The sequence below is a fragment of the Humitalea sp. 24SJ18S-53 genome (assembly GCF_050632385.1).
Taxonomy (GTDB): domain Bacteria; phylum Pseudomonadota; class Alphaproteobacteria; order Acetobacterales; family Acetobacteraceae; genus Humitalea.
This window is the reverse complement of record NZ_CP192599.1, coordinates 3,539,707-3,562,514: the sequence shown is the minus strand read 5'-3', so window position 1 is coordinate 3,562,514 and position 22,808 is coordinate 3,539,707. Positions and strand designations below refer to the sequence as shown.

22 protein-coding genes are annotated in these 22,808 nt (G+C 68.9%); 7 read left to right on the top strand and 15 right to left on the bottom strand.

The window, feature by feature from the left end; translation table 11 throughout:
• Nucleotide 1: 1 nt before the first annotated feature.
• The gene (locus ACQW02_RS17015; protein ID WP_431281109.1) at nt 2-676 is read right to left on the bottom strand and encodes a MarC family protein; all 675 of its coding nucleotides are present in this window, start codon (nt 674-676) and stop codon (nt 2-4) included.
• A gap of 7 nt (nt 677-683) precedes the next feature.
• Nucleotides 684-1,169 (bottom strand): hypothetical protein, encoded by a 486-nt coding sequence (locus tag ACQW02_RS17010; RefSeq protein WP_431281108.1) that lies wholly within the window; start codon nt 1,167-1,169, stop codon nt 684-686.
• Between the two features lie 186 nt (nt 1,170-1,355).
• Between ACQW02_RS17010 and ACQW02_RS17005 the strand changes: the two genes are divergently transcribed.
• Both ACQW02_RS17005 and aspT read left to right on the top strand, forming a co-directional pair.
• Entirely contained in the window at nt 1,356-3,476 is a 2,121-nt protein-coding gene (locus ACQW02_RS17005; protein WP_431281107.1) for a methyl-accepting chemotaxis protein, read from the top strand.
• Between the two features lie 73 nt (nt 3,477-3,549).
• Nucleotides 3,550-5,244: an aspartate-alanine antiporter gene (gene aspT / locus ACQW02_RS17000; protein ID WP_431281106.1), complete on the top strand. Its 1,695-nt coding sequence runs from the start codon at nt 3,550-3,552 to the stop codon at nt 5,242-5,244.
• 114 nt (nt 5,245-5,358) lie between these two features.
• Here the strand turns inward: aspT and ACQW02_RS16995 are convergent, their stop codons facing one another.
• The 5 genes from ACQW02_RS16995 to nth all read right to left on the bottom strand — a co-directional run bounded on the left by ACQW02_RS16995 (nt 5,359) and on the right by nth (nt 9,798).
• Complete coding sequence (locus ACQW02_RS16995) at nt 5,359-6,324, bottom strand: tripartite tricarboxylate transporter substrate binding protein (protein WP_431281105.1); 966 nt, start codon at nt 6,322-6,324, stop codon at nt 5,359-5,361.
• Nucleotides 6,325-6,445: 121 nt separating this feature from the next.
• Nucleotides 6,446-7,186 carry a superoxide dismutase gene (locus ACQW02_RS16990; RefSeq protein WP_431281104.1) on the bottom strand — a complete coding sequence of 247 codons (741 nt, stop codon included), beginning with the start codon at nt 7,184-7,186 and terminating at the stop codon, nt 6,446-6,448.
• A gap of 104 nt (nt 7,187-7,290) precedes the next feature.
• Nucleotides 7,291-8,124 (bottom strand): alpha/beta hydrolase family esterase, encoded by an 834-nt coding sequence (locus tag ACQW02_RS16985; protein WP_431281103.1) that lies wholly within the window; start codon nt 8,122-8,124, stop codon nt 7,291-7,293.
• Nucleotides 8,125-8,134: 10 nt separating this feature from the next.
• Entirely contained in the window at nt 8,135-9,112 is a 978-nt protein-coding gene (locus tag ACQW02_RS16980; RefSeq protein ID WP_431281102.1) for a tripartite tricarboxylate transporter substrate-binding protein, read from the bottom strand.
• Entirely contained in the window at nt 9,109-9,798 is a 690-nt protein-coding gene (gene nth / locus ACQW02_RS16975; protein WP_431285916.1) for an endonuclease III, read from the bottom strand. The genes ACQW02_RS16980 and nth overlap by 4 nt, the downstream gene beginning before the upstream one ends.
• Nucleotides 9,799-9,911: 113 nt before the next feature.
• Between nth and ACQW02_RS16970 the strand changes: the two genes are divergently transcribed.
• Nucleotides 9,912-10,508 carry a DUF2244 domain-containing protein gene (locus tag ACQW02_RS16970; protein WP_431281101.1) on the top strand — a complete coding sequence of 199 codons (597 nt, stop codon included), beginning with the start codon at nt 9,912-9,914 and terminating at the stop codon, nt 10,506-10,508.
• Here the strand turns inward: ACQW02_RS16970 and ACQW02_RS16965 are convergent.
• The 3 genes from ACQW02_RS16965 to ACQW02_RS16955 all read right to left on the bottom strand — a co-directional run bounded on the left by ACQW02_RS16965 (nt 10,480) and on the right by ACQW02_RS16955 (nt 13,691).
• Nucleotides 10,480-10,932, bottom strand: a complete 453-nt coding sequence (locus ACQW02_RS16965; RefSeq protein ID WP_431281100.1) for a helix-turn-helix domain-containing protein — start codon at nt 10,930-10,932, stop codon at nt 10,480-10,482. The two genes, ACQW02_RS16970 and ACQW02_RS16965, sit on opposite strands and share 29 nt — an antisense overlap.
• Before the next feature lie 108 nt (nt 10,933-11,040).
• Complete coding sequence (gene lnt / locus ACQW02_RS16960; RefSeq protein ID WP_431281099.1) at nt 11,041-12,609, bottom strand: apolipoprotein N-acyltransferase; 1,569 nt, start codon at nt 12,607-12,609, stop codon at nt 11,041-11,043.
• Between the two features lie 74 nt (nt 12,610-12,683).
• Nucleotides 12,684-13,691, bottom strand: a complete 1,008-nt coding sequence (locus ACQW02_RS16955; RefSeq protein ID WP_431281098.1) for a Bug family tripartite tricarboxylate transporter substrate binding protein — start codon at nt 13,689-13,691, stop codon at nt 12,684-12,686.
• 111 nt (nt 13,692-13,802) lie between these two features.
• Here ACQW02_RS16955 and ACQW02_RS16950 point away from each other — a divergent pair, with 111 nt between their 5' ends.
• The 3 genes from ACQW02_RS16950 (at nt 13,803) to ACQW02_RS16940 (ending at nt 16,723) form a co-directional block, all read left to right on the top strand.
• Entirely contained in the window at nt 13,803-14,594 is a 792-nt protein-coding gene (locus ACQW02_RS16950; protein WP_431281097.1) for a GntR family transcriptional regulator, read from the top strand.
• A 67-nt stretch (nt 14,595-14,661) separates the two neighbouring features.
• A complete protein-coding gene (locus ACQW02_RS16945) occupies nt 14,662-15,651 on the top strand; it encodes an amidohydrolase family protein (RefSeq protein WP_431281096.1) in 990 nt (329 codons plus the stop codon).
• A gap of 1 nt (nt 15,652) precedes the next feature.
• On the top strand, nt 15,653-16,723 hold the full coding sequence (locus tag ACQW02_RS16940) for an Ldh family oxidoreductase (protein WP_431281095.1): 1,071 nt from the start codon (nt 15,653-15,655) through the stop codon (nt 16,721-16,723).
• A gap of 255 nt (nt 16,724-16,978) precedes the next feature.
• Here the strand turns inward: ACQW02_RS16940 and ACQW02_RS16935 are convergent, their stop codons facing one another.
• The 4 genes from ACQW02_RS16935 to ACQW02_RS16920 form a co-directional block, all read right to left on the bottom strand.
• Entirely contained in the window at nt 16,979-17,491 is a 513-nt protein-coding gene (locus tag ACQW02_RS16935) for a surface-adhesin E family protein (protein WP_431281094.1), read from the bottom strand.
• Nucleotides 17,492-17,559: 68 nt separating this feature from the next.
• Nucleotides 17,560-18,573, bottom strand: a complete 1,014-nt coding sequence (gene cydB, locus ACQW02_RS16930) for a cytochrome d ubiquinol oxidase subunit II (protein WP_431281093.1) — start codon at nt 18,571-18,573, stop codon at nt 17,560-17,562.
• Complete coding sequence (locus ACQW02_RS16925; RefSeq protein WP_431281092.1) at nt 18,573-19,913, bottom strand: cytochrome ubiquinol oxidase subunit I; 1,341 nt, start codon at nt 19,911-19,913, stop codon at nt 18,573-18,575. Before ACQW02_RS16925 ends, cydB begins: the two co-directional genes overlap by 1 nt.
• A 5-nt stretch (nt 19,914-19,918) precedes the next feature.
• Nucleotides 19,919-20,494, bottom strand: coding sequence for a GbsR/MarR family transcriptional regulator (locus tag ACQW02_RS16920; RefSeq protein WP_431281091.1), 576 nt, complete (start codon nt 20,492-20,494; stop codon nt 19,919-19,921).
• Between the two features lie 107 nt (nt 20,495-20,601).
• On the opposite strand from ACQW02_RS16920, the gene ACQW02_RS16915 reads away from it, so the two are divergent.
• On the top strand, nt 20,602-21,198 hold the full coding sequence (locus ACQW02_RS16915) for a HupE/UreJ family protein (RefSeq protein WP_431281090.1): 597 nt from the start codon (nt 20,602-20,604) through the stop codon (nt 21,196-21,198).
• On the opposite strand, the gene ACQW02_RS16910 is transcribed toward ACQW02_RS16915, so the two are convergent.
• Nucleotides 21,195-22,778 (bottom strand): ABC transporter substrate-binding protein, encoded by a 1,584-nt coding sequence (locus ACQW02_RS16910; protein WP_431281089.1) that lies wholly within the window; start codon nt 22,776-22,778, stop codon nt 21,195-21,197. The genes ACQW02_RS16915 and ACQW02_RS16910 overlap by 4 nt on opposite strands.
• Nucleotides 22,779-22,808: the final 30 nt, after the last annotated feature.

Genomic DNA, 22,808 nt, shown 5'->3' with positions numbered 1-22,808 from the left:
GTCACCGCCCTGCCATCACCAGCGGGGTCAGCGCATCCAGCACCCCTGTCAACGTGATCTGCACCCCCACGCACAGCAGCAGGAAGGCCGAGACCCGCGTGACCAGCCGCGAACCATCGGGGCCAAGCATCCGCGCCACGCTGACAGCATGCCGGTAGGCCAGGTAGATCACCACCGAGACGGTCGCCGCGACCAGCAGCCCCACCAGCATGCTGGGCACCAGGCTACGCATGTCGCCGCTGCGGTTCGCCGCCAGGGCGATGGAGGCGGCGATGGTGCCCGGCCCCGTGGTCAGCGGCATGGTCATCGGGAAGAAGGCCATGCGGTTCGCTGCGGCCATGCTGACCTTGGCGACAGAGGTCGCATCCGGCGCATCGGGTGCGTTCAGCATCCCCCAGCCGGCCAGCGCGACCGTCAGCCCGCCGGCAATCCGCAAGGCGGCCAGAGAGATGCCGAAGAAACTGAGGATCTGCTGCCCCAGGAACCCCGCCACCAGCAGCACGCAGAGCGAATAGAATGCGATCCGCCGCGCCAGGGCGGCACGCTCGCGGTAGCTCAGCCCCTGCGTGCGTTCGAGGAAGACGAACCCGATCGCGAAGGGGTTGATGATGCTGATCAGCGTGGAGAAGGCGAACAGGTAGTCGCTGATCATCCGCGCGATGATGAAGCCGTCCATCGTGGCGCTACCGCAGTTCGATGTTCAGCCCGCCCGGGGCGATTTCCAGCATCGCCCCGTCGCGGGATGCGCGCAGCCGAAGCCGCACGCCATTGCCGTTGCGCAGGAAGCGGACCAGCGGCCCGCCCGGCGGGGGCGGGGGGGTATCGGCGGCCGGCGGGTCCTGCGCCTCTTCCGTATAGGCGCCGGAAAAATCCTCCAGCCGGGACAGGTTGAACACCTCCCCCCGCGCCTGGAGGGAGGTCAGGCCAAGTGCGCCGACGCCCAGGCCGCGCACGCGGAAGGGATATTCCTCACCCCGCCAGCGCAGCCGGCCGCCGCCGATGCTGCCGGCGACGATGCCGATGCCGACGCGCACCTCCTCGATCTCGACCGAGGCATCGGGGTTCGGGTCGGCACGCTGGGCCATGGCCGCAAGGGGAAGAACCGAGGCAGGGAGTGCCACGGTTCCCCCGACCGCCGCCAGACCGCGACGCGTGATCCACAGCGCCACCTGATCATTCCCCTATCCTGCTGCCGTCCTGCGTAGCCTGCCTGCACTGGAAGGGTCCAGCCCGCGCATGGGCGGGGCGGTGGATTTGCCGTGCCGGGGGGGGGGCGGACCGGGGCGACGCCGGGCGCCGTCCGAAATGAAACGTCAATCCATTCGCGGGTAAGCCTGCCCGCCAGCAGAGCAACGATGCCCGCGTTCCGCATGATGCGGGCGGGATGCCGAGGGATCACCATGCGCATAGCGAAGATCTTCACCATCGCCCTTGGCGCCGTCGCAGCCGTTGCCCTGGGGGCAAGCGGGGTCGCGCTGACCAACGCCTGGCGCGCCTTCGATGGCAGCGGCAAGGCCCTGCTGCTGACCGATGTCTACAGCAGCGTGCTGACGATCCCCCAGGCGCTGACGGATGAGCGCAGCGCGGGCGGCAACATGCTGCGGCCGCCCCAGGCCAGCGCCGCCGACCACCAGGCGTTGCGCGATGCCCGCCGGATCCTTGATGAACGCCTCGCCTCCGCGCGTGCCGCCACGGCCGCGGCCCCCGGCCTGGCCCCGCCCAGCACGGGCGCCACCCTGGCGCGGATGCAGGCGGACATCCGGGCGATCCGCGCCGAGGTGGATGCCGGCGCCAGCCGACCGCATGCCGAACGCATGCCGCTGGCCGCCCGCATGTCCGCCCGCAGCCTCGAAGTCCAGGGTTCGCTCAACCCGGTGTTGAACAGCACCGAGCGTAGCCTGACCGCGCAGGATCCGCGCCTGGCGGATGCGGCGGCGATTGCCCGCCTCGTGCTCAGCCTGCGCGAAAGCGCCTCGGCGATCGTCATTCCGATCGGCCTGGGTGTTCGCGAGAGCCGCCCCCTGACGGTGGAGGAATTGCTGCGCGGCGAACGCGCGCGCGGCGCCTATGACAGCGCGAGCGAGCAGATCGCGGGCCGCGCCAGTGCCCAGGACGCCCCGCCCGCCATCCGCCAGAGCTACGAACAGTTGTTCGGGCGGCAGTTGGTCGAACCGACCCGCATCATCGACACCGTCATGACGGAAGGGCGGCTCGGGCGCGGCTATTCGATCGATACGGCGGGCTGGGGCAACCAGGTGATCGGGGCCTTCCGCCAGGTCTTCGACCTGCGCGATGCGGCGCTGCTTGAACTGCGAAGGGAGGCCGACAGTGCCCATGGCGCGGCCTTGTCCCGCCTGGTGATCCTTGCCTGCGCGGTGATCGTCCTGCTGCTGGGGCTGGCCGCCGGCGGCTGGCTGTTCCGCCGCTATGTGCTCTCGGCACTGGAACGCATCACCGGCGCGATGGGGGAGGTCGCCAAGGGCGATTTCACCGTCACGGTGCCGCATGCCGACCGCCAGGATGAAGTCGGCGAACTGGCGCAGGCGCTGGAAGTGTTCAAGCGCCAGGGGCTGGAGACCCAGTCCCTCCAGCAGCAGCGGGAGGCGGATGAGCGCGCCCGCCAGCAGCGCGTGGCCCGGATCGACACGCAGATCCAATCCTTCACGACCACGGTGAATGACGCGCTGGACCGGGTTACCAAGTCCACCGGCACCATGATGTCCTCCGCCGACAGCGTGACCGGATCGAGCGAGGCGACCCGTCAGCGGGCGGCGAGCGGCGCGCAATCGGCGGCACAGGCCTCCGGCGCCGTCCAGGCCGTGGCCGCCGCGACCGAGGAGCTCTCGGCCTCCGTCGCCGAGGTGTCGCGCCAGGTCCGCAGCGCCAGCAGCATGGCCAGCGAAGCGGTCCGCGAATCCGTGGCGGCCGACGCCAATGTGCAGGGCCTGGCCAATTCGGCCCAGAAGATCGGCGATGTCGTGAAGCTGATCACCGATATCGCGGCCCAGACCAACCTGCTGGCCCTGAATGCGACCATCGAGGCCGCGCGGGCGGGCGACGCCGGCAAGGGCTTTGCCGTCGTGGCGTCGGAGGTGAAGAACCTGGCCAGCCAGACCACGCGGGCGACCGAGGATATCTCCGCCCAGATCGCCGATATTCAGATGGCCACCACCAGCGCGGTGACGGCGATCCAGAGCATCGCGAGGCGAATTGGCGAGATGAGCGAGGTCTCGGCGTCGATCGCGTCCTCGATCGAGGAACAGGGTGCCGCGACCCGCGAGATCGCGGAGAGCATCCAGCGCACATCCTCCGGCACCCAGGCGGTGTCCGAGGAGATCGGGGCGGTAACCGAGGCCGCCAACGCCATGGGCAGTGCCACCGGCGCGATGGTCGATTCCATCGGCTTGGTGTCGGCCGAAATGGGCGAGTTGAAGGTGGAGATCGGCGACTTCCTGGAAAGGATGCGCGCGGCGTAGCACCGCCCTCCGCGTTCCCCTGCACGCCGATCCAGGTCTATCCTGGATGATAACAGTCGGGGGAACACGACGCATGACCGCCCTGTCCAGCATCCTGAGCGACCATTGGGAAATCGGGCTCTTCCTGGCGCTGGCCCTGGGTTATGCGATCGGCAAGATCAAGATCGTCGGGCATGCGATGGGGCTGGTCACCGGATCGCTCTTCGCCGGGCTGCTGATCGGTCAACTCGGCGTTGAAATCCGGCCGGAGGTGAAAACCGTCTTCCTGCTGCTGTTCCTCTTCGCCAATGGCTATGGCGCGGGGCCGCAGTTCTTTCGGGCGCTGCGCAGCGACGGCGTGAAGCCGCTGATCCTGACCCTGTTGATCACCTTCCTGGGTCTTGGCTGCGTCTATGGCATGGCGCGGCTGATGGGGCTGGAGACGGGCTTCGCCGCCGGGCTGCTGTCGGGCGCACTGACGCAATCCTCCGCCATCGGCACGGCGTCGGAGGCGATCATGGGCCTGGACCTGCCGATGGCCGAACGCCAGCGCCTGGTGAACCAGATCCCGGTCGCGGATGCCGTCTGCTACCTGTTCGGCTTCTGGGGCGAGGTCTTCTTCGTCGCCATGCTGCTGCCGAAGCTGCTGAAGATCGACCTGGAGAAGGAAGCGCGTGCGCTGGATGCGAAGCTTGGGCTGAGCAGCGCACAGGCCGGGGTGAAATCCGCCTATCGCCTGCGCGCCGCGCGCAGCCACCGGGTCGAGAACGCCGCCGCCATCGGGCTGAGCGTCGGTGAGATCGAGGCCCGCGCCCTGGCGCAGGGGGCCCGCGTGGTGCTGCACCGGCTGCGGCGCGATGGGGAGATCCGCGACTGCGCGCCGGCGGACCGCCTCGCCGCCGGCGATATCGTCGTCGTCGCGGGCCTTCGGGCCGCGATCCTGGAGACGGGCGCCTTGCTAGGGCCCGAACATGATGACGCCGATCTGCTCGACATGCCGATCGAGACGCTGGATGCGGTGGTGACCAACCGGAAACTGGCGGGGCAAAGCCTTGGCCAACTCGCCGCTGAACGGCCGGAGGCGCGCGGCATCTTCGTCAAATCCCTGCGCCGCGGTGGGCAGGCGATGCCGCTGGCCGCCAGCACGGTGCTGAACCGCGGCGATGTGCTGACCCTGATCGGGCCGGTCGCGGCCGTGGAGCGTGCCGTGGTCCAGATCGGCTTCGCCGACCGGGCGACGGTGACGACCGACATGTTGACCATTGGCCTTGGCGTCGCGGCGGGCTGCCTGATCGGGCTGCCGGCCGTGACCTTCTTCGGCATCAAGCTGTCGCTGTCCACGGCGGTCGGCACGCTGTTGATGGGGCTGTTCTTCGGCTGGTTCCGCTCGGTGAAGCCGAACCTGTTGGGCCGGGTGCCGGAGGCGTCGCAGGCCTTCATGATGAACTTTGGGCTGGCGGGGTTTGTCGCGATGACGGGGCTGCATGCGGGGCCGGTGTTCCTGCCGGCGCTGATGGAAAGCGGTGTCGCGCTGTTCATCGCCGGGGTCGTCTGCACCTGCGTGCCGCCGACCGTCGGCGCCTTCTTCGGCAAGTATGTGCTGAAGATGAACCCGGTGCTGCTGCTGGGCGCCGTATCGGGCGCGCAGACTATGACGGCGGCGATGGTGGCGGTGCAGGAACAGGCGAAAAGCCGGGCGCCGGTGCTGGGGTTCACCGTGCCCTATGCGCTGGGCAACATCATCCTGACGATCTGGGGCACGGTGATCGTGTTGCTGATGGCGGAGTAGGGGCGGGGGGCTAGACCGCGATGCGTTCGCATTCGCTCACGCATCGCGGTCTAGCTTGTTGTTTTGTCGCGTGATTCAGCCCTGCGGCGCATTCGCGCCTACGACCATCACGCTCTAAAGCCGCAGCCCCAGCCGCTGGATCATCACCCGCTCCTCCTCATACTGCCGGCGGGCAAAGGTCGCGTAGGCATCGCTGTCCAGATACATCGGCTGCATGTCGAACCGGTCCAGCATCGCGATATGCGCGGGGTCGAACAGCGCCTCCTTGAAGGCATCGTGCAGCACCCGCACCACGCCCGCGTCCATGCCCTTCGGCCCGCCGATGCCATAGGGGCTGATCGAGACGATATCGATGCCGCTTTCCTGCAAGGTCGGCGTATTGGGGAAGCGCTTGGCACGCTCGGCCCCCCAGGTCACCAGCAGCCGCAGCCGCCCATCCTGCACCAGTTGCGACCAGCCCGAACTATCGGCGGTGGCGTGGATCTGGCCGCCCAGCAGCGCCTGCAAATTCTCGGCGACGCCGCGGAAGGGCACATGCACCCATTCCACGCCCTTCTGGCCCGCGATCTGTTCCATCGTGATGTGCAGCGACGTGCCGACACCGGGCGTGCCGTAGTTGATGCGCCCAGGATTGGCACGGGCATAGGCGAGGAAGTCTTCCAGCGTCTGCCACGGCGCGTCGGCGCGGACGACGATACCGAACAGATAGCCGGTCAGATGAACGACCCAGGTGAAGTCATTCATCGGGTCGAAGGGCGGGCGCGGGTTCATCAGCGGGTTGCGGAACACGCTGATCGGCATCTGCGACAGGGTGTAGCCATCCGGCCGTTCGGCCAGCAGTTGCTGCGCGCCCAGAATGCCGCCGGCGCCGGGCTTGTTGTCCACGATCACCGGCTGGCCCAGGCGGCGGGACACCTGTTCGCACAGCACCCGCATCTGCACGTCGGTGGTGCCGCCCGCGCCCCAGGGGACGAGGACCCGGATGGGGCGGTTGGGGAAACCGGATTGCGCGAAAGCCGGGGCGGCCAGGGCGGTCGCACCGGCGATCAGCGCGGCACGGCGGCCGATATGGGTGGTCATGAACATTGTCTCCCGCGGCGGGCCTTTTTGGAATGGCCTCTGCCTTGGCGGGAGTATTGCGGGGCAAGGCTGGGCGGGGCAACCGATATGGCGGCCCCGCCCCCCGGCCGGATACCCCCGGTCAGATCCGCAGCGTGCCGTTCATCGCGGCGGCATAGCGTTCGGAAATCTTGTCCCAATCCACCACGTTCCACCACGACACCAGGTAATCGGCGCGGCGATTCTGGTAGCGCAGGTAATAGGCGTGCTCCCACACGTCATTGCCCATCAGCACGCGCTGGCCATCCATCAGCGGATTATCCTGCCCGGGCTTGGTGGTCAGCGCCAGATTGCCGCCGGGGGTGACGGTGACGAAGGTCCAGCCGCTGCCGAAGACGCGCAGGCCATTGCCGTTGAAGTCGGCCTTCATCTTCTCGAACCCGCCAAGGTCGCGGTCGATCGCGGCCTTCAGCGCGCCCGTGGGTTCGCCGCCGGCGCCCCCCATGATCTGCCAGAACATCGAATGATTGGCGTGCCCACCACCATTGTTGCGGACGGCGACGCGGATCGCCTCCGGCACCTGCGACAGGTTCATCAGGATCTCGTCCAGCGGCATGGCCGCGACCTGCGGCTGGCCGGCGACCGCGGCGTTCAGCCCCGCCACCTGCGCGCCATGGTGGCGCATGTGGTGGATCTCCATCGTCAGCGCGTCGATCGCGGCCTCGTTCTTGTTGGTCGCGTAGCCCAGCGGCGGCAGGGTGAAGGGGCCGGTCGCAGCCGGCGCGCCTTGGGCGAAGAGCGGGCGCCGTGCCTCGGCGAAGACGGTGGCCGCCAATGCTGCGCCACCCAACAAAAGGGAGCGACGATGGGGCTGGGCTGTCATGACGATGATCCTCCTTTGGGCGCGGCGTTCGGGGCCGCGCGATGTCTGTCCGGCAGCCTGACGCCACGAGGCCACGGCAGCATCTGGCGCGGGGCGGGGTGGCGTCAACGCCGATACCGGCTGAAGAAATCGATTATCAGGGCCACCGTGCCAGGGGCCTCGGAATGGCCTTGGCCGGGGAGTCTCGCCAAGGCCGCGGCCCCGGCGGCACAGCCGACGGCCTCGGTGATCAAGAACCCGTCCGGGGCCGGGCGTTCCTGCCCCGGCGTGCAGCCCTGCCGTGTGGCCATGATCGCCAGGCTCTCGCTCTGCGACAGCATCCGTCCGCGCGGATTGACGAAACCCGTCACCGGAAAGGTACGATCCTCGTCGCCGATCACGAACAGCGTCGGCAGCGGCGGCCCGGCGGCGCAACCCGGCTGCAGCAGATCGGTGATGCCGCCCGCCAGCACAGCGATCGCGGCCCAGGTCATCGGCGCGCCGCAACCGGCTGAAAGCGTCATCAGCGCGCCCACCGAAAAGCCGGTCAGGTACAACCGGTGCGGATCGGCGATGCCCAGGGCAACGAGGCGCGCGGCCAGGGCCTCGACAAAGGCCCGGTCGTCGATCGGCGCGCCATCGGGCATCATCGTCGGGGCTTCCGGCCCACGCAGGTTGGGCCGCGAATACTGCCAGCGCCCGCTCACCCCGTCGGGGAAGGCGATAGCATAGCCGGCCGGCAGCGCGACGGCGTCGATCGCAAGACCCGCGCGCTGCCTGGCGCCGGTCTGCCCCGCGCCATGCAGCCCGATGATGAGCGGGAAGGGGCCGGGGCCGTCCGGGGTGGCGACCACCACGCTGCGGTCCATGCCTTGGTGGGGAATCGCCACCAGGGTTTCGCCGGCACCCGCAGGGGCCGAGAGAAGGCAGCCCAGCAGCAGCAGACCCCAGTGGCGCATCGGGCGACCGCTACTCCGCCCGGATGCCCGCCGTGGCGATCACCTGGCTCCATTTGGCGGTCTCCGCGGCGATGAAGGCGGAGGTGGGGGCCGGGCCGCGCCGGTCCGGCGGCGGGACATCCACGCCGAGTTCGGCCAGCCGCACCGCCAGACCAGGATCGGACAAGGCGCGGCCGATCGCGGCACCGATCGCGTCCACGGTGGCCGGCGGCGTGCCGGCAGGGGCCAGGACGGCGTTCCAGGTGGTGGCGGCGAAGCCGGGCAGGGCTTCGGCCAGGGTCGGCACGTCGGGCAGGGCGGCGCTGCGCGCCTCACCGGTCGTTGCCAGCGCGCGCAACTGCCCGGCGCGCACAGGCCCGGCGCCGGTGGCGACGCTGTCCATCAGCAGCGCGATCCGCCCGCCCAGCAGGTCCTGCAAGGCCGGCGCGGTGCCGCGATAGGGGATGTGTTCGGCCCGCGTGCCGGTCAGCGCGGTCAGCAATTCCACGCCCAGATGCGACGACCCGCCGGTGCCGCTGCTGCCATAGGCGAGCGGCGGATTGGCCTCACGCAGCGCCGAGATCAGCGCGGCCATATTGGCCCAAGGCGCATCGGGGCGGACCAGCACCACCATGGGCACGATGCCGACCAGGGCGACCGGGGCGAAATCACCGGCCGGGTCAAAGGGCAGGCGCGCGCCATGCAGCGCGCGGTGCACGGCATGGACCACGGTGGTGAACAACAGCACCGAACCGTCCTTCGGCGCGCGGGCCACGACCTCGGTGCCCAGCAAGGCCCCGGCGCCGGCGCGGTTCTCGACAACCACCCGTTGCGGCAAGTCGGCCGATAGCCGCTCGGCCAGAAGCCGCGCCACGATGTCGGTCGGCCCACCGGCAGCGTAAGGCACGACCAGGCGCACGGGCCGGTCGGGCGACCAGCCCTGGGCACGCCCGGGTCGTGCGACTGCGGCCAGCATGGTCGCGGCAAGCGCCGCGCGGCGTGGGATCATGGCTTTGGTTCCTCCGGCCCGGAGCCTCGCCCAACCAAGGTCGTAACGGAAGGGGCCGGCACCTTGGCCTTGTAGTTGCAGAAGGCCGCGGCGACGCAGCGCCAGCACTCGGGCGCGCGCGCCTTGCAGACGTAGCGCCCGTGCAGGATCAGCAGGTGGTGCGCCGGGCCGATCAGGTCGGGCGGGCAGCGGGCGACCAGCAGATCCTCGACCGCGCGCACGGTCTTGCCTGGGGCCAGGCCGGTGCGGTTGCCGAGGCGAAAGATATGCGTGTCCACGGCCATCGCGGCTTCGTTGAAGGCGATGCTGAGCACGACATTCGCGGTCTTCCGCCCGACCCCGGGCAGGGCTTCCAGCGCCGCGCGGTCGTTCGGCACCTGGCCGCCGTGGCGTTCGATCAATTGCGCGGACAGGGCCGCCACGTTCTTCGCCTTGTTGCGCCACAAGCCGATGGTGCGGATGTGGGCGGCGATGCCGTCCTCACCCAACGCCACCATCGCTTCGGGGGTGGACGCGGCGGCGAACAACCCGCGCGTCGCGCGGTTCACCGAGGCATCGGTCGCCTGCGCCGAAAGCGCCACGGCGACCAGCAGGGTGAAGGGGTCGGTGAAGAGAAGTTCGGTTTCCGGCTTCGGATTCGCCGCCGCCAGGGCGCGCAGGAAGGCCTCGGCCTGGGCGGCGCCCATGCGGCGCGACCGGCGCGGATCGGCGACGGTGCCATGCGGCGTGGCGCCGCGGCGGCGGGATTCGGTTGTGGCTGGCATGGTGTTCCCGAAACTCCGACCTATGTCACGGGTCGATGACGCAACCCTGCACGAACCGCGTGACCGAGGATATCGCCCCGCCGGCGCGACCCTTGCTGTTCGAGGCCTTGAGCACCCCGCCGCGCGGGTTGTCGCGCGGCGCGATCCTGCGCATCGGCCTGTTGCTGGGCGGGGCCGCGCCGATCTGCGGCGGCGGCTTTGTCTGGCTCGGGGCCTGGCCGGTCTTTGGCTTCCTCGGGGTGGAGGTCCTGCTGGTCGTGGCGCTGCTTTCCGCCCATGCGCGCTGGTCCTCCCGCGCCTTTGAACGCGTGCTGCTGGCCGATGGACGGCTGACGATCGAACGGGACAACGGACGCGGACAGCGCGAAAAAGCCGAGATGGACGCCTATTGGGCGCGGCCGCGGTGGATCGAGACCGCGCCGGGGGAGGGGCGCCTGCTGATCACCCTGCGCGGGCGCGGGGTGGAGATCGGGATGTTCCTGAACGGGCCCGAGCGTCGCTCGCTGCACGACGCCCTGGATCGGGCACTTATCGCTTGGCGTAATCCGACCTTCGAAAATACTCAACTAATGGTGGCAATTGACCGTGCCAAGTCGCCTGAAGCTATTCGCCCGGGGCCATCGCCCGGATAAGGTCGAACACCCGCTTGCGGACCGAAGGATCGGTGATCCGGTAATAGGCGCGGACGAGTTCCAGGGTTTCGCGGCGGTGCAGGGTATCATCCTCGAAGCCGTCCTGGGCCTCGGCAAAGCCGTTCATCAGGCGGCGGGCGCCGGAGCCGGCTTCGCCCGGCAGGTCATCGAAGAAGAAGCCGATCGGCACATCCAAAACCCGGGCCAGATCGAACAAACGGCTGGCGCCAACACGATTCACGCCACGTTCGTACTTCTGCACCTGCTGGAATGTCAGGCCGAGCGCCTCGCCCAGCTTCTCCTGGCTCATGCCCAGAAGGGTGCGGCGCAGGCGCACGCGGCTGCCGACATGGACGTCGATCGGGCTGGGCTTGTGTTCGCGCGGCTCCTTCTCGGGGCGTTCCGGCGTGTCGTCGATCTGCATGCTGGGCCTCCCGCGGATGAAGCAGTCGGGCCTTTTGCCTGACGCGAACCGGTCGCCAACGGCACCGCTTGCTGCTGAAGCCCTGGATAACGACCCAGTAAGCCTTTGTCAACTCTTTCGAGAAATCTCGTTATTGGGATTACTTTGAGGGGTTATGCGGCGGTGCAGCACCCCCACAGCGATAAGGCAGGCGACCAGTAACAACCCGGGCGATGCAAGCCCGGCCCGTGCGAAGACCGTCGGCGGGAGTGCGCCGGGCAGCGGCGCCACCAGCACACCCGCGGTATCGAGGCCAAGCCGGCCGACAACGCGCCCCCGTGCGTCGATCACCGCCGAGATCCCGGTCTGGGCCGCGCGGGCGAGTGGCAGGCCTTCCTCGACCGCGCGCAACCGTGCCGCGGCCAGGTGCTGGTAGGGGCCGGTCGAGACGCCGAACCAGCCGTCGTTGGTCACGTTCAGCAACCAGCCCGGGCGGTCCGCGCCCACAACCTCACCGGGAAAAATCACCTCGTAGCAAATCAGCGGACCGGCCGGGGGCAGCCCCGGCAGCGGCACCACCACGCGCCCGGGCCCGGCCGAAAAATCGCGGCTGCCGTGCACCAGGCGGATCGGCAGCAGCCCCCGCAGCGGCATGTATTCGCCGAAAGGAACGAGGTGCGCCTTGTCATAGGTGCCCTGGACCAGCCCATCGGAATCGAGCGCCACCAGGCTGTTGAACAGTGCTGCCAGCGATCCGTCCGGGGCGAATTCCGCCCGCACCGTGCCGGCGAGCAGCAACGCGCCGTCCGGCAAGGCCTCGGCCGCCAGCCGTTGCGCGACGGGATCGGCGCCGAGCAGGAAGGGGCTGGCGGTTTCCGGCCAGATCGCGACCAGCCGCGTGCCCGGCGGCACCATGCGCTCGGCGCGGGCCATGCCTTCGCGCGTCAGGTCCAGGTGGGTGCGGAAGTTCGGCACGCGGCTGTCCTCGCGCCACTTCGCTTCCTGGGGGATATTGGCCTGCACGATGACCAGGGCCGCGCCGGGGGGCGTGGGTTCCTCGCGCCACAACCGTGCGGCGCTGGCGGTCAGCACCAGCAGCAGCACGCCCAACCCCGCCAGCATGGTCCGCGCCCCCAGGATCGGCAGGGCGGCCAGCACCAGCGTCGCCAGCCCCAGGCCATGCGCGCCAACCAGGGCCGCCCCCTGCAACGGCACGGCGTGGAAGGCCCAGACGGTGCCGATCAGGTTCCAGGGAAAGCCGGTCAGCACCACGCCGCGCAGCATCTCGGCCGCGATCCAGATTGCGGCGAAACCCAGCACCCGCGCCCAGCCCGGCCGCGCCCAATAGGCCGCCAAGGCCGGCAGCACGGTGAAGGCGCCAAGCGGCAGCGCGAGCGCCGGCACCGCGATCGGCACCAGCCACCACCAGGTCGCGACATCGGTCAGCAGCGCATGCGTGATCCAGTAGAGCCCGGCGACGTTGAAGCCCCAGCCGAAGCAAAGGCCCCGCAAGCCCGCGCTCCGCCACGTCCGGGCCGCGCCCAGCATTGCCAGCAGCCCCGGGATGGTCAGCCACAACACGGGCAGCGCATGCACCGGTGGCAAGGCCAGTGCGGAGCCCGCGCCGATGCCGAAGGCCAGAAGCCCGGCCCGCCAGCCGGTCTGGGTGGTGAAAAAGGCCAGGATATGCGGGATCACCAGGTCGCCTCGACGGTGGGGTCGCTGCGCGCTTACCCGCCGCCGGAGCCGGCGTCCATTCAGCCCGCGTCCATTCAGGCCGTGGTATTGATCCCGTAGTCGGCGATCAGCCGCGTCCAGCGCGCGACATCGGCGGCGAAATAGGTGGCGAAGGCGTCGGGGTTGGCGCTGACCGTGACCTGCACGCCCTGGGCTTCCTGGCTGGCCCGCAGTGCTGGGTCGGCCATCACCTCGGCGATGCGGGCGTGCAGCAGCGCGATGATGGCGGGCGGCGTGCCGGCCGGCGCGAAGACGCCATTCCACAGCCGGGTCGGCGCGCCCGGAAAGCCCTGTTCCGTCATGGTCGGCACGTCCGGAAGCTGCGCCAGCCGTTCGGTGGTATCCACCGCAAGCGCACGCAGCCGCCCGGCCGCGATCTGCTGCTGCACCGAGGTGATGGCAAGCTTCGTCAACTGCATGTCGCCGCGCAGCACGGGGGCCAGCATCTCACCCGCGCCGCGCAGCGGCACGTGCAGCAGGGTGATGCCCGCGGTCTTGGCGAAAACCTCAAGGTCGATGTGCTGGTACGATCCGACACCGGCCGAGGCGAAGGCCAGCGGCGTCGGCGCCGCCTTCGCCAGGGCGATGAATTCGGCCAGGTTGGTGGCGGGAACCTGGGCGCCTGCGACCAGCACCTGCGGCAGTTCCACCAGGTTCGTGATCGGCGCCAGGTCGCGCGACGGGCGTATGCGCCGGTCCGGGGTGGCCAGGGCCTCGTTGATCGCGCCGGTCGAGACGTTGTTGACGATCAGCGTATGCCCATCGGCCGGTTGGCGCGCGACGTATTCATTGGCGATCCAGCCATTCGCACCGGGCCGGTTCTCCACGATCACGGGCTGGCCGAGCATGCGCGACAGCGGTTCGGCGATGATCCGGGCGATGACGTCGGTCGATCCGCCGGGCACCAGGGGAATGACCAGGCGCACCGGCCGGTTGGGGAAGCCCGCGGCGGCCGGGGCCGCCTGGGCCAGGGCCTGCCGACCGCCAACCATCATCCCGCCACCGATGGCGCCCCCGAATGCAATGACCTGGCGTCGGTTCATCTGTTCCTCCCTTGGCACCATCCTGTGCCTTATGACAATGCATGACCTATCCTTCATGCGGCCCATGTCAAGCGATTCAACTTTTTGTCGCGTTGGTATAGTGTCAGCCTCATGGACCAACCGACCCCTTCCCCCCTGCGCGCGCTGCGCGGCGGCAGCTCAACCCCCTTGTGGTTGCAGCTCAAGCACGCGCTGCGCGACCTGATCACCTTCGACCTCGTGGCCGGCGACCGGATCCCGACCGAGGCCGAGCTTTGCGACCATTACCGGCTGTCGCGCATCACAGTGCGCCAGGCGGTGACGTCGCTGGTGAATGAGGGGCTGCTGCTGCGCCAGCAGGGGCGGGGCACCTTCGTCCGCCTGGCGCGGCAGGATCTGGCCCTGTCCGACCCCGGGCATTTCCTGACCACCGGCTTCGACCTGGCGCCGGCCGCCGACATCACGGTGCATGGCGCCGAAACCCTGCCTTGCCCGGACTGGATCGCCCGTCGGCTGGGCATCGCGCCCGGGGCGCCGGTGCACAAGGTGCGCCGCCTGCTGTCGCGCGACGGCAACCCCGTGGCGATGCGGACGGTCTTCGTGCCCGAAGCGCTGGCACCGGACCTGCTGCTGGCCGAACTCGACCAGCCGATCCACCTGCTGCTGGAAGTGCGCTTCGGGCTTGAGGCGCAGGAAGCCGATGAGCGGATCGAAGTCATCACCGCCGATGACTTCCGCGCGGAGGTGCTGGACATCGCCCCGCAGGATCCGATCGTGCTGACCGAACGGGTGACCTTCGATGCCGGCGGCCGGGCGATCGACTGCACGCGGACCTATTTCCGCGCCGATGCGTTTTCCTTCCGCCGGGCGCTGCGCCGGCCCTGCGTGAAGGCGGCGAAGAAGGTATTGGCCGCGGTGACCTGAATTCAGCCTCTTGACCGCACGCTCCAGATTCGTCCTGTATCATCCTAACGAACTGGAAGCGCCCCAAATGGTCATCGACGCCCATACGCATGTCCTGTCAGAGGCGATGATCGCCCAGATCGCGCGTGAGGTGCCTTCGCTGGCGCCGAAATTGACCAAGATGTCCGACGACCACGGCGTCCTGGAAATCCTCGACGTCCGCCAGAATCCCTTTCCGCGCGGCGCCTGGGACCTGGAGCGCCGTTTTGCCGACATGGCACGCCAGGGCAGCGACATGCACGTGATCTGCAACGTGCCGCATACCTTTCTCTATGAGGCAGATGCCGGCGCCGCCGCCACCGTCGCGGAAATCCAGAACGAGGCGATCGCCGCCCTGGTCGCGGCCCATCCCGACCGCTTCATCGGCATGGCGACGGCGGCCATGCAGGACCCGGTCTCCGCCGCCGCCACCCTGGAACGCGCGGTGACCGTGCACGGCCTGCGCGGCGTGCACATCGGATCGAACATCCGGGGCGAGAACCTGGACGATCCGGCACTGGATGCGGTCTGGGACGTGATGGATCGCCACGCGCTCTATGTGCTGGTGCATCCGCACAAGGTCGTCGCGGCGGGGCGGATGAAGTCCTACTACCTGACCAACCTGATCGGGAATCCGCTGGAAACCACCATCGCCGCGGCCAGCCTGGTCTTTGGCGGCGTGATTGAGCGCTTCCCCAATATCCGCTTCTGCCTGAGCCATGGCGGCGGCTTCGTGCCCTATCAGGCTGGGCGCTTCCGCCACGGCTGGGCGGTGCGGCCAGAGCCAAAATCGCGGCTGAAGGGCGACCCGGCGGACAGCATCGACCGCCTGCTGCACGACAGCATCACGCATGACGCGGCAACCCTGGGCTTCCTGCTATCGCAGGTGGGGGCGGCGCGCATCACCTATGGCACCGACTACCCCTTCGACATGGGCACCGAAACCGGCGTCGCCGAGGTGATGGCCGCGACCGCCGACCCCGCCACCCGTGCCGCCGTGCTGGAAGGCAACGCCCGCCGCCTGTTCCAGGCCGGCTGACATGGCGATCGACAGCGGCGACGCCCGGCGCTTTGCCGCCCCCGCGATGGAAGCCTTCATCGCCCGGGTGCTGGTCGCCAACGGCTTGCGCCCGGCCGATGCCGCCCGCGTCGGGACGCTGATGGTGGAGGCCGACCTGACCGGCGCCGATGCCCATGGCATTTTCCGCCTGCCGCAATACGTCCGCCGCCTGCAAGCCAAGGGCATGAACCCGCAGCCCAACATCACCGTGTCCCGCCGCGCCCCCGCCGTCGCGGTGGTCGAGGGCGACAACGGCATGGGCCACCTGGTGATGTCGCAAGCCGGGGCGACGGCGGTGGAAATCGCCCGCGAAACCGGTATCGCCTGGGTCGGCGCGCGACGCTCCAACCACGCGGGATCGGGCGCCGTCTATGCCACCTTGCCGCTGCCGGCGGGGATGATCGGCATCTACACGGTGGTTGCCTCGGCCAATCACATGGCGCCCTGGGGCGGGTCGGACAGCCTGCTCGGCACCAACCCGCTGGCCATCGCGATCCCGATGGGCGACGCCGACCCGGTGGTGCTGGATATGGCGACGACCGTGGTGTCCTACGGCACCGTCAAGGGCCACGCCCTGCTGGGCCAACCGATGCCGGAGGGCTGGATGGTGGACCGCACCACCGGCGAACCGCTGACCGACCCGAAAAAATCAGCCGAGGGCGTGTTGCTGCCGATCGGTGGCTACAAGGGATCGGGGCTGGCGCTGGTGCTGGGCCTGCTCGCCGGCCCCTTGAACCGCGCGGCGTTTGGCAAGGATGTGGTGGACTTCAACGCCGATGACGCGACGGTCACCGAGACGGGACATGTGCTGATCGCGCTGGATGTGTCCCGCTTCCTCGACCCCGCCGAGTTCCACGCGGATGTGGCGCGACACCTGGAAGACCTGCGGCAGAGCGTGCGCCTGCCCGGTGTGGACCGCATCCGCATGCCCGGCGAAATGCGTGCGCAGCGCCGGCGGGACCGGGTGGCGCATGGCGTGCCCCTGGCACCGGCGCTGATGGCGCTGCTGGACCGGTTGGCGGGTGAGGCGGGGGTGGCGGGGTTGGTATAGAATTGGGAAAGTCGCGCTTTGAAAGGGGCTTTGGCCCTCTCAAACTCTCCCCACCAAGGGGCCGTGACCCCTTGGAACCCACGCGATTTGGTAAAATAAAGAGAGGGGCGTCTCAGGTGCTCGACTGATCGAGGTCGCGCGATGCCCTTCTCTTTATTTTACCAATACTCCGCCGGTCCAGGGGCGGCGGCCCCTGGTCGGGGTGGTGTGGAGGGGGCGAAGCCCCTTCCACTGGCGCAACCTCCCAATACTCGACTACAGCGCGCAGGCCGCATCCACCAGCACATCCACCAGTGTCCCGTTCCGCACCTCGCGCAATGCATCGGGGCCGCGTGGCAGGTCGCGGACGATCAGGCCGACGGCGTTACGGTCGCGGTACCAGTTGCCTTGCACCGGATGCCAGGCGGGGCGATCGCAGCGGTAGTCGGCCAGGTAGGCGACGCTGCGCGCCTGGCCGCCCGTTTCCGGCATGTGGATCGGCTCGGCCAGGTTCATCACCAGCCAGACGCGGCGCAGGCCGGAGGGGTGGCGGGTCACCGGGGATGCCGCGAAGGCCTCCGCGATGGGGCCATCGGCGGCGACGGGAAGGCGGCGCCAGGTCCGGCGCGGCGCCAAGGCGATGGCGGGCATGGCCGGCAGGGCCTCGGCCGCCACCACGGGCGCCACCGCCGCCGGAGGTGCCGCTTCCGCCGGCTGCGGTTCGACCGCGGTGCAACCCGCACCGACGGCCAGCAGGAACAGGACGGCGATTGTGTGGGACGTCGCCATCACGGACTCCAGAATCGGGCAGGGAAGTGTCTCACCCACCCGATGCCGCGTGAAGCTTCGTCCTGCAATCAATAGTATTTCAGCGCCGTCGCCTTCCCGCCGAAGATCCGCCAGACGAAGATCGTGTAGAGCAGGATCATCGGCAGCACCGCGATCGCGCCGACCAGAATGATCATCAGCGCCTCCGGCGCGCTGGCCGCCTGGAAGATGGTCATCCGGTCCGGCACCACATAGGGCCAGAAGGAATAGGCCAGGCCCTGGAAGCACAGCACGAAGATGCCGACCACGGCGGCGAAGGGCACCCAGTCCAGCGTCGAATCCCGGCGCGGCATGCGGCGCAAGGTCAGGAAGGCCAACAGGAACAGCGCGGTCGTCGCCAGCGGGATCGGCGCCAGGCCCAGGATCTGCGGAAAGGCGAACCAGCGGTCCAGGATGCGCGGGCTGGCCAGCGGCGTCGCCGCCGAAACCACCAGCACCCCGATCCAGGTCAGCACAAGCGCGACGCGCGCCCAGGCGATGGCGCGTTCCTGCAAATCGCCCTCCGTCCGCCACACCAGCCAGCAGGCACCGACCAGCGCATAGCCCGCGACGACGAAGATGCCGCAGAGGAAGGCGAAGCCGAGGGAGACCCAGCCAGGCTCCGGCAGCCCCTGGATATAGAGGCCGAGCATCCAGCCCTGCGCGAAGCTGGCGAGGTAGGAGCCCGCCTGGAAGGCGATGTCCCAGCGCGGCTTCTGGCTTTCCGGCGCCTTCACACGAAATTCGAAGGCGACGCCGCGGATGATCAACGCCGCCAGCATCAGCACCACGGGGATGTAGAGCGCGGTCAGGATGAGGCCATGCGCCATCGGGAAGGCGACCAGCAGCAACCCGACACCCAGCACCAGCCAGGTCTCGTTCGCATCCCAGAAGGGGCCGATGGAGGCGATCATGCGGTCGCGGCTGTCCTCATCCGGCACATGCCGCAGCAGGATGCCGACGCCGAGGTCGAAGCCGTCCAGCACGGCATAGGCGAGCATGGCGATGGCCATCAGCCCGGCGAAGACGATCGGCAGCCAGGCGCCGGGGGGAAGGGCATCCATCACACGAGTCCCTCCTTGGGGTCCGGCAAGCCGCCGGCGATTTCCGGCGTCACCAGGTCCGGCCGCCGCGCCAGATGCATCAGCGTGCCGATATAGGCGGCCAGCAGCACGCCATAGACGATCAGGTAGAGGATCAGCGACGAGGCGATGGTGGTCGCCGCGACCGGACCCGCGGCCTCCGACGTGCGCAGCACGCCGGAAACCAGCCAGGGCTGGCGGCCGATCTCGGTCACATACCAGCCGGAGAGCGTTGCGACCCAGCCGGAGAAGGTCATGCATACCAGCGCCCAGCCGATCAGCCGCGTCGGGCCGCGTCGATGGATGGTCCAGAGCGATGTCCAGGACACCAGCAGCATCAGCATGCCCACGCCCACCATGATGCGGAAGGCGAAGAACAGGGGCGCCACGGGCGGATGGTCGGGGAATTCGTTCAACCCACGGATCTCGCCATCCAGCGAATGGGTGAGGATGAGGGAGGCGAGGTAGGGGATCTCGATCTCGAAGCGATTGCTGCGCGTCGCGGCATCAGGGATGGCGAAGAGGCGTAGCCCGGCATCGCGCTCGGTCTGCCAGATGCCTTCCATCGCGGCGATTTTCTGCGGCTGGTATTCCAGCGTGTTCAGGCCATGCGCATCGCCGACGTAGATTTGCACGGGGATCAGGACAGCGGCCAGGGTCACGCCTGTGCGCATCGCCTTCAGCACGCCGGCCGAGGCATCGCCGCGCAGCCAGCGCCAGGCCGAAAGCCCCGCGACGAGGAAGGATACGGTCAGCCCCGAGGCCAGCAGCATATGCGTCAGGCGATAGGGCATCGAGGGGTTGAAGATCACCGCGACCCAGTCGGTCGCGTGCACGACGCCGTCGCGGATTTCGAAGCCTTGCGGCGTCTGCATCCAGGAATTCAGCGCGATGATCCAGAATGCGGAGAGCGTGGTGCCACCGGCGACCAGCACCGTCGCCATCGTATGGATCTTGTTGGGCACGCGGCCGAAGCCGAAGAGCATGACGGAGAGGAAGGAGGCTTCGAGGAAGAAAGCGGTCAGCACCTCGTAGGCCAGCAGCGGCCCCGCGATATTGCCTACCTTCTGCATGAAGCCGGGCCAGTTCGTGCCGAATTGGAAGGACATGGTGACGCCGGACACAACGCCCATGGCGAAGGACAGGGCGAAGACCTTCACCCAGAATCGGTAGGCTTCCATCCAGGCGTCGTCGCGCGTGCGGTTGAACCGCAGCTTGAAGAACAACAGCATCCAGCCGAGCGCGATGGTGATCGTCGGGAACAGGATGTGGAAGGAGATATTGGCCGCGAACTGGATGCGGGCCAGGACGATCGGGTCCACGACGGCTACTCCTTCTTTCTCGCGCGGGACTTGCCGCCAAGCATGGCAGGCAGGCGATCCTTGGCATCAAGCAACTTAACCACACCCGAACCGAGTTTGAGCAATTGGATCAACCGCTCATCCGGCAGGCGCTGCACTTCGTCGGCCCATCCGGTCAGCAATTCGATGGTGGCGGTCAGGTCGCGCAGGCGGGCCTGGGCATGCTGTTCCTCCTCCGACGCGGGCGTCTGCATCAGCAGGTCGCGCAGGACGGACAGGGTCGGGTCCACCTCTCGCTTGCGGCGTTCCTCGGCCAGGGTGCGGACGATGGTCCAGGGGTCTTCCAGGGCCGTAAAATAGTCGCGCCGGTCATCCGGCAGGTGCTTCAGCTTCACCAGCCGCCAGGTGTCCAATTCCCGCAAGCCCATCGAGACGTTGGAGCGCGAGACACCAAGCCGCTGGGTGATCTCCTCGGCGTTCAGCGGCCGGTCGGCTGCATAGAGCAGCGCGTAGATCTGCCCGACCGTGCGGTTGATGCCCCAGCGCGACCCCATCTCGCCAAAATGCAGCACGAAGGCCTGGATGAGGGGAGGGAGGTCCATGGGCTGACAGATATTTCAGTAATTTCTGAAATGCAAGACGTGACCGACGGTGCCTCCCTTGCCCGCCCGCCGCCCGACAGGCAGGGTCGCCGGCCAGGAGAACCCGCATGCGCCGATTGATCCTTCCCGCCCTCGCCATCCTGCCCTTGCTGCCCGGCCCCGCCGCGGCGCACCACCCGATGGGCGGCGCCACGCCGAGCACCTTCTGGCACGGGCTGCTGTCGGGCTTGGCGCATCCGGTGATCGGCCTGGACCACCTGGCGTTCCTGCTGGCCTTTGGCTTCGTCGCCGGGCTCGCGGGCTGGGGGTTCGGGCTGCCCTTGCTGTTCGTCGGCGCCTCCATCCTGGGCGTCGCCAGTGCCTGGGCCGGGCTGGCATTGCCGGGGGCGGAGATGCTGGTGGCGGTCAGCGTGATCGCCGTGGGCGGGTTGCTGCTGGTTGGGCGGAGTGTTCCGCGCGGGGCCTGGGCCGCCCTGGTGCTTCTGGGCGGCATCGCCCATGGCCAGGCCTTTGCCGAGGCGGTGCTGGGGGCCGAGGCGACCCCGGTCGGCGCCTATCTCCTGGGCCTGGGCATCGTGCAGGCGGCGGTGATGGGCGGGGTCATGCTGCTGCTGCGCCAGCAGCCCCGGATTGCGGCTGGCCCGCTGCCGCGCGTGGCGGGGCTGGCCGCGGCCGTGGTCGGGGTGATGGCTCTGGCGGCCTAAACCCGCCGCACGCCCGTAAAGGTGGACAGGCCCACCGGGATATCCACCAGGTTCCGCTGGTGCGCGATCACCCGGAAATACTCGCCCAGCGGCAGATAGGGCAGGTCCTGCCAGAACTGCGTCTGGATCTGCCGCGCCACCGCCTGCTGCGCCGCCGTGTCCGGGGCCGCCATCCAATCCTGCCGTGACTGTTCCAGCGCCGGGCTGTTCGGCCAGCCGAACCAGGCGCGATCGCCATTCGCCCGCAGGCCGAGGTTGGCCACCGGATCCAACAGCCCCGCCGCGCTGAAGCCGCTGATGAAGGCGTTCCAGCCGCCGCGATCCGGCGGTTCGCGCGATGCGCGGCGCTGCACGATGGTGCCCCAGTCGGCGGCGAAGGCTTCGGCGTTCATGCCGGCCTGGCGGAACATGTCCACCGCCACCTCGCTCATGGCCTTGAGGAAGGCGAGGTCCATCGGCTGCAACACCAGCACCTTCTCACCCTTGTAGCCGGCGGCGGCGAGGTCGCGCTTCACCCGGTCCATGTCGCGCGGGCCGCGCAGCACATCGATGCCCGCATCATTGGCCATCGGTGTGTTCGGCAGGAAGGCACCGACATCGGTGCGCCACAGGCTGCGGTCCTCGCTGAAGGCGGCGGTCATGAACTGGCTCTGGTCCAGCGCACCCAGCATGGCGCGGCGGATCGCCGGGTTGTTGAAGGGCGGGGTCAGGTGGTTGAAGCGCAGCACGCTGATGCTGCTGTCTTCGGTGACCTTCACTGTCACGTTCCTGGCGCGGCGCAGCAGCGGCAAAAGGTCGTTGGGCGCGTATTCCAGCCAATCCACCTCGTTCTGCTGCAAGGCGGCCGCGGCGGTCGCGGGGTCGGGCAGGATGTGCCACTCGATGCGGTCCAGATGGGCGATCTTCGGCCCTGCCGAACGGCTGGCGGTGCCGCCTTGGCGCGGCACATAACCATCGAAGCGATCGTAGACGACGCGCACGCCTGACACACGTTCGGCGGTGTTGAAGCGGAAGGGGCCGCTGCCGGTCATCTCCGTCACCGCGCGCGACGGGTCGGTATTGGCCAAACGTTCGGGCATCATCGCCGGCATCGCGGCGGTGACCTTGCCGAGCGCACGCGGCAGCAGCGGAAACGGCCGCTTGAGGCGGAAACGGATGGTCCGGTCGGTGGGCGCGGAGAGTTCGTCGATGGCCGCGATCAGTTCCGCGCCGAACATGTCCCTGGCACCCCAGCGGCGGATGCTGGCGACGCAGTCCCGCCCGCGCACGGGTTCGCCATCGTGGAAGCGCAGACCCTCCCGCAAGGTCAGGGTCCAGGTCCGGCCGTCATCCTCCACCACATGGCCTTCGACCATCTGCGGCTGGACATTGTAGTCGGCGTCCAGCCCGTACAGCGTGTCGAAGACCATGAAGCCATGCGCGAGCGTGACGGTCGCGGTGTTGAAGACCGGGTCCAGCACGGTCAGGTCGGCCTGGGGCACGAAGCGCAGGGTGCGGCTGGCGGCGTTCTGCGCGCCGGCCAGGCGCGGGGCGCCGAGCAATGCCCCGGTTACTCCAAGAATTTGGCGGCGGCTTGGCATCGGCTCGGCTCCCTGGGTGACGTTACGCGC

Excerpts from the sequence above, each read along its gene's own strand:
- aspT (WP_431281106.1), top strand. The coding sequence starts at position 3,550 with ATGACCGCCCTGTCCAGCATCCTGAGCGACCATTGGGAAATCGGGCTC.
- ACQW02_RS16965 (WP_431281100.1), bottom strand. The coding sequence starts at position 10,932 with ATGCAGATCGACGACACGCCGGAACGCCCCGAGAAGGAGCCGCGCGAA.
- ACQW02_RS16985 (WP_431281103.1), bottom strand. The coding sequence starts at position 8,124 with ATGCGCCACTGGGGTCTGCTGCTGCTGGGCTGCCTTCTCTCGGCCCCT.
- cydB (WP_431281093.1), bottom strand. The coding sequence starts at position 18,573 with ATGGATGCCCTTCCCCCCGGCGCCTGGCTGCCGATCGTCTTCGCCGGG.
- nth (WP_431285916.1), bottom strand. The coding sequence starts at position 9,798 with ATGGGCGCCGCCCAGGCCGAGGCCTTCCTGCGCGCCCTGGCGGCGGCG.
- ACQW02_RS16950 (WP_431281097.1), top strand. The coding sequence starts at position 13,803 with ATGGACCAACCGACCCCTTCCCCCCTGCGCGCGCTGCGCGGCGGCAGC.
- ACQW02_RS17005 (WP_431281107.1), top strand. The coding sequence starts at position 1,356 with ATGCCCGCGTTCCGCATGATGCGGGCGGGATGCCGAGGGATCACCATG.
- ACQW02_RS16945 (WP_431281096.1), top strand. The coding sequence starts at position 14,662 with ATGGTCATCGACGCCCATACGCATGTCCTGTCAGAGGCGATGATCGCC.
- ACQW02_RS16970 (WP_431281101.1), top strand. The coding sequence starts at position 9,912 with ATGACGCAACCCTGCACGAACCGCGTGACCGAGGATATCGCCCCGCCG.
- ACQW02_RS16915 (WP_431281090.1), top strand. The coding sequence starts at position 20,602 with ATGCGCCGATTGATCCTTCCCGCCCTCGCCATCCTGCCCTTGCTGCCC.
- ACQW02_RS16990 (WP_431281104.1), bottom strand. The coding sequence starts at position 7,186 with ATGACAGCCCAGCCCCATCGTCGCTCCCTTTTGTTGGGTGGCGCAGCA.
- ACQW02_RS16995 (WP_431281105.1), bottom strand. The coding sequence starts at position 6,324 with ATGACCACCCATATCGGCCGCCGTGCCGCGCTGATCGCCGGTGCGACC.
- ACQW02_RS16940 (WP_431281095.1), top strand. The coding sequence starts at position 15,653 with ATGGCGATCGACAGCGGCGACGCCCGGCGCTTTGCCGCCCCCGCGATG.
- ACQW02_RS16935 (WP_431281094.1), bottom strand. The coding sequence starts at position 17,491 with ATGGCGACGTCCCACACAATCGCCGTCCTGTTCCTGCTGGCCGTCGGT.
- ACQW02_RS17015 (WP_431281109.1), bottom strand. The coding sequence starts at position 676 with ATGGACGGCTTCATCATCGCGCGGATGATCAGCGACTACCTGTTCGCC.
- ACQW02_RS16955 (WP_431281098.1), bottom strand. The coding sequence starts at position 13,691 with ATGAACCGACGCCAGGTCATTGCATTCGGGGGCGCCATCGGTGGCGGG.
- ACQW02_RS16980 (WP_431281102.1), bottom strand. The coding sequence starts at position 9,112 with ATGATCCCACGCCGCGCGGCGCTTGCCGCGACCATGCTGGCCGCAGTC.
- ACQW02_RS16920 (WP_431281091.1), bottom strand. The coding sequence starts at position 20,494 with ATGGACCTCCCTCCCCTCATCCAGGCCTTCGTGCTGCATTTTGGCGAG.
- ACQW02_RS16910 (WP_431281089.1), bottom strand. The coding sequence starts at position 22,778 with ATGCCAAGCCGCCGCCAAATTCTTGGAGTAACCGGGGCATTGCTCGGC.